This window comes from Nocardioides sp., from assembly GCF_041600255.1.
Taxonomy (GTDB): domain Bacteria; phylum Actinomycetota; class Actinomycetes; order Propionibacteriales; family Nocardioidaceae; genus Nocardioides.
Genome location: NZ_JBFIKK010000184.1, coordinates 1 through 4755, shown reverse-complemented (window position 1 = coordinate 4755; position 4755 = coordinate 1). Strand labels below are relative to the sequence as shown.

General features: G+C 70.5%; 5 protein-coding genes. 2 read left to right on the top strand and 3 right to left on the bottom strand.

The genetic code is table 11. From position 1 onward, the window contains the following. Positions 1–158: 158 nt before the first annotated feature. From ABZE72_RS15730 to ABZE72_RS15720, 3 genes are all read right to left on the bottom strand, one after another. The gene (locus ABZE72_RS15730; protein WP_372729979.1) at positions 159–1070 is read right to left on the bottom strand and encodes a GNAT family N-acetyltransferase; all 912 of its coding nucleotides are present in this window, start codon (positions 1068–1070) and stop codon (positions 159–161) included. 90 nt (positions 1071–1160) lie between these two features. Further along, on the bottom strand, positions 1161–1796 hold the full coding sequence (locus ABZE72_RS15725) for a YceI family protein (protein WP_372729978.1): 636 nt from the start codon (positions 1794–1796) through the stop codon (positions 1161–1163). 213 nt (positions 1797–2009) lie between these two features. Continuing rightward, the gene (locus ABZE72_RS15720) at positions 2010–2186 is read right to left on the bottom strand and encodes a hypothetical protein (protein ID WP_372729977.1); all 177 of its coding nucleotides are present in this window, start codon (positions 2184–2186) and stop codon (positions 2010–2012) included. A gap of 141 nt (positions 2187–2327) precedes the next feature. On the opposite strand from ABZE72_RS15720, the gene ABZE72_RS15715 reads away from it, so the two are divergent. Further along, positions 2328–2597 (top strand): hypothetical protein, encoded by a 270-nt coding sequence (locus ABZE72_RS15715; RefSeq protein ID WP_372729976.1) that lies wholly within the window; start codon positions 2328–2330, stop codon positions 2595–2597. Between the two features lie 11 nt (positions 2598–2608). Continuing rightward, entirely contained in the window at positions 2609–4429 is a 1821-nt protein-coding gene (glmS, locus tag ABZE72_RS15710) for a glutamine--fructose-6-phosphate transaminase (isomerizing) (RefSeq protein WP_372729975.1), read from the top strand. The last annotated feature ends 326 nt before the right edge of the window (positions 4430–4755 follow it).

The following is a 4755-nucleotide window of genomic DNA, read 5'->3' as shown; positions in this document are numbered from 1 at the left end:
GCTGGGCTGCTTCCAGTCGGCCAGGATGTCGGCCTCGTCGGCGTCGGCGACCCCGACGTCGTGCAGCTCCTGGGCGGTGATGAGCGCCGCGAGTGCCGCGGCGTCGTCGGTGGTGAGCGGGCGCTGGGTGAGGCCCGGGGGAAGGTCTGCGGTCCGCGTCATCCGGCTGCGCCGACCTGGATGGCCCGGTTGACCCAGGTGGAGGTGACCTTCATGCCGACCTTCTCGTAGAGCCCCAGGGCTCCCGTCCGGGAGTCGGTGGACAGCTCGGAGACGGTGGCACCGTGGGCGGCGCCCTGGGCGAAGGCGTCCACCAGCAGTGCCTGGGCCAGACCCAGCCCGCGCTGGTCGCGGCGGGTCGCGAGCCGGGAGATGTACGCCGTCTCACCGGCCAGCTGCAGCACGGCGACGCCGACCACGGTGCCCGAGGGGTCCAGCACCACGCGGAGGTTCCAGGGATCGAAGCCGGGACGCCTCACCACGGAGGCCGCCCAGTCGTCGTACTCCTCGCGGGCCCGGACCGACCACTCCAGGAAGGCGTCCTCGACGACGGTCCAGCAGGTGCGGCACTCGTCGGGCTCGGCCGCACGGATCGAGTAGCCCTCGGGAAGCGGACGCGCCGGGACGGAGGCGCCGGGTGGGAGCTGGAGCACCCAGCTCCTCCAGCGGACGTGGTAGCCGAGTGCAGCCATCAGCCGGTCGCCGTCGGAGCCCTCGGGTGCCGGCATGCCGATCACCGGCGAGCCCTTCTCCCGAGCGCGGACCTGCATCCACCGGGCCAGCCACGTGCCCAGGCCGCGCCCCCGGTGGTCGGGGTGGACGGCCGCGTCGCCACGGTCGCCGTTGGCGACCTCGGCGTACGCCACGAGCTGGTCGCCGTCGAAGACGCCGATCGTGCTGTCGGGCACGTCGAAGCTGGGCCGCTGCCAGTCGCCGACGATGTCGGCCTCCTCGATGACCACCTCGCCGACGTCGTACAGCTCCTGGGCTGCCATCACGGCGGTGACGGCGCCGGCGTCGGGCATGTCGAGCGGGCGCGAGGTGTAGCCCGAGGGAAGTGCAGGGGTCATGTGATCGATGGAAGCAGAAATGCGTCGGGCGGGCCGCTCATTTTCGAGCGGCCCGCCTGTCAGCGGTCTGGTCCTGCGGACGTCCGGGGATCAGGCGTTCCGGATCGCCGAGATGTCGAAGTCCAGCTTGATCTTGTCCGAGACCAGCACACCACCGGTCTCGAGCGCAGCGTTCCAGGTGAGGCCCCAGTCCTTGCGGTTGATGGTGGTGCCGCCCTCGAAGCCGATGCGGAGGTTGCCGTAGGGGTCGACGGCCGAGCCGGTGGACTCGAACTCGATGCTGACCGAGCGGGAGATGCCCTTGATGGTCAGGTCGCCGGTGATCACCCAGACGTCGACGCCGCGGCGCTCCACCTTCGTCGAGGCGAAGGTCAGCTCGGGGAAGGTCTCGGCGTCGAAGAAGTCACCGGAGGCCAGGTGGCCGTCGCGGTCGGCGTTGCCGGTGTCGATGCTCGCGGTGGTGATGGTCAGGCTCACCGACGAGTTCGCCGGGGTGGTGGTGTCGACCTTCGCGGTGCCGGCGAACTCGCCGAACTGGCCGCGGACCGTGGTCACCATGGCGTGACGCGCGCTGAAGCCCAGGCGGGAGTGGCTCGCGTCGAGGGTGTAGTCGCCCGAGATGTCGGTGACGGCAGCGGTGGGGGCGTCGAAGACGTCCACGGCGGTGCGTCCGGCGGCCGGGGCGGCGCTCCGAGCGGCGGGGGCGTTGCGGGTGAAGAGGCTCATCAGATCTCCTGAGTAGTGGTGGTGAAGCAATCAACCACTACAAGCGGACTATGGTCCGCTTCATTCCGAGCCCAGGTGAAATCCTCGCCAGGTCGGCCTCAGCGGCACTCCCGGGCGATCGCGAGCGCCTCGGGCAGGGCCAGGGGCGGCAGGGGACCGGAGGTGATGGCGCCATCATGGCGCGCAGCGCGTCAGGCCCCAGCGCGCAGCGCGTCAGGCGGCGTGCGGGGTGAGGTGGGCTGCGGGGGACCCGACCGTGGTCGCCGCCGCGATCGGGGCGGACGCGGGAGCCGGGAGCTCCCAGTGGGCCTCGAGGTGGGCGCGACCGCGAGCGTCGACCACCTGGACCCAGTGCATCGTGGGCTGGCTGGACATCTCGGGGCTTCGCATGGGACACCTTCTGTTCATCTGCTGTTCACTTTACCCTAGCGGATGCTTGGCTGATCGCCAACCCCCTTTCCAATAGAAGTTTTCTGCCCGAATTCGGGCAGATCCTTGCGATTGAGCCTCGCTGGCCCCACCATTGCTGTCGTGTCCCCCCGCCCCGACCCGGATCTCGTGCAACGGATCGCCTCCAGCACGGGTCTCTCGCTGACCGATGCGGCCCGGGTCGTCGAGGACGTCATCGCCTTCCACGCCGAGCCCGTAGAGGCCTACGTACGGCGGCGGCATGCCCAGCTCCAGCTCCACGGAGCCCGCAACAACGAGATCTTCACCCTGATCAACCAGGAGCTCCGCGACCGCGTCGTGGCTGCCCCCGAGCTCACCGAGCGGCAGTTGCGCCGCCTCGTCTACGGATAGGACCCCCCGGAATGTGCGGAATCGTCGGCTACATCGGCACCCAGCAGGCTGCCCCCCTCCTCCTCGAGGGCCTGACCCGTCTCGAGCACCGCGGCTACGATTCGGCCGGCCTCGCTGTCCTCGGCGGCAGCGGCCTCAAGGTCGCCAAGCAGGCCGGCCGGGTGCGCGCCCTGGGCGAGGGGCTGCCCAAGCGCTTCTCCGGCAAGGTCGGCATCGGCCACACCCGCTGGGCCACCCACGGCCCCGCGAACGACACCAACGCCCACCCGCACACCGACGTCAAGGGTGAGGTCGGGGTCGTGCACAACGGGATCATCGACAACGCCGCCACCCTGCGCCGCCAGCTCACCGACGACGGCATCGAGCTGGCCAGCGACACCGACACCGAGGTGATCGCCCACCTGGTCGCCCGCTCGGACGCCGACACCCTCGAGGGCAAGGTGCGCGACGCGCTGGCCTCCATCGACGGGACCTACGGCATCGCCGTGGTGCACACCGCGTTCCCCGACCGCATCGTGGTCGCCCGCAACGGCAGCCCGCTGATCATCGGTGTCGGCGACAAGGAGATGCACGTCGCCTCCGACCTGGCCGCCCTGGTCCGCTACACCACCACGGTCGCCCACCTCGAGGACGGCGAGCTCGCCACTCTGACCGCCACCGGCTTCACCACCTTCCGGGCCGACCTGACCTCGACCAACAAGACGGCCGAGAAGGTCGACATCGACCCCGCCTCGTACGACGCCGGCGAGCACGACTCCTTCATGCACAAGGAGATGCTCGAGCAGCCCGAGGCGGTCGAGCGGATCCTGCGCGGCCGGCTCGACGAGCGCTTCGGTACGGCGCACCTGGGTGGCCTCAACATGGACGCCCGCGAGACCCGCGCGATCCGCCGCGTGAAGATCCTCGGCTGCGGCTCGGCGTACTACGTGGGCCAGATGGGCGCCTCGCTGATCGAGGAGCTCGCCCGGATCCCCGCCGACGCCGAGGCGGCCAGCGAGTTCCGCTACCGCGACCCGGTGATCGAACCCGACACCCTGTACGTGGCGGTCAGCCAGTCCGGCGAGACCATCGACACCCTGCTCGCGGTCGAGGAGATCCGGCGCAAGGGCGGCCGGGTGATCGGCCTGGTCAACGTCGTCGGCAGTGCGATCGCCCGCGCCTGCGACGGTGGCATCTACCTGCACGCCGGTCCGGAGGTCGCGGTCGCCTCGACCAAGGCGCTGACCAACATGTTCGTCGGGTTCTCGCTGCTCGCGCTCCAGCTCGGCCGGGTCCGCGACCTCTCCGTCGCCGACGGCAAGCGCCTGATCGCCGGCCTGACCAAGCTGCCCGAGCAGATCGCCGAGATCGTCGAGCGCGAGCACGAGTTCGCCGAGATCGCCAAGCGTCTCGCGCAGGCCGAGAGCCTCTTCTTCATCGGTCGGGTGCGCGGTTTCCCGGTGGCCCGCGAGGGCGCCCAGAAGTTCAAGGAGATCTCCTACCGGCACGCCGAGGCCTACCAGACCTCCGAGCTCAAGCACGGTCCGCTCGCGCTGATCTCGCCCGAGGTGCCCACGGTCTCCCTGGTGCCCCAGGACGAGCTCACCGACCGCAACGTCGGCGCCCTGCACGAGATCGCCGCCCGCCTGGGGCCGTTGGTCGTGGTCACCCACGCCGACGTAGACCTGGGCGAGCTCAGGGCCGACCGGATCGACGTGCCGCGCAACGAGCGCGAGCTCGACCCGATCCTGATGACCATCCCGCTCCAGCTGCTGGCCTACCACGCCGCGCTCGAGCTGGGCCACGACATCGACAAGCCGCGCAACCTGGCGAAGTCCGTCACGGTGGAGTGATCCGCCGGCGCCACCGTTCGCTCATCTTTCTGCGTCGCACACATGTGAGGCATCGACTCCGTTGACCGACCCCCCGGGGTCGCTGCGATGGTCCGCTGGACCGTCCAGCAACCCCGGGCCGGTCGCCCCCATGGAGTGGGCCTCACCAGGTCCACCTGTCTCTGGAGTGTGTCCGTGAAAAGAGAAGTGTTCGGTGGCCTGGTTGCCGCCGTCCTCGCTGCCTCGGCCGTGGCGGCCGTCCCGCTGGGCGCTGAGGCCCAGCCGGTCGGTCAGACGACGACGCAGGACAAGCCCGCGGTGAACTCGCGGGCCCAGGCCCGCCAGTC

Coding starts and splice junctions, on each gene's coding strand:
- ABZE72_RS15720 (WP_372729977.1), bottom strand. CDS start 2,186: ATGCGAAGCCCCGAGATGTCCAGCCAGCCCACGATGCACTGGGTCCAG.
- ABZE72_RS15730 (WP_372729979.1), bottom strand. CDS start 1,070: ATGACCCCTGCACTTCCCTCGGGCTACACCTCGCGCCCGCTCGACATG.
- glmS (WP_372729975.1), top strand. CDS start 2,609: ATGTGCGGAATCGTCGGCTACATCGGCACCCAGCAGGCTGCCCCCCTC.
- ABZE72_RS15725 (WP_372729978.1), bottom strand. CDS start 1,796: ATGAGCCTCTTCACCCGCAACGCCCCCGCCGCTCGGAGCGCCGCCCCG.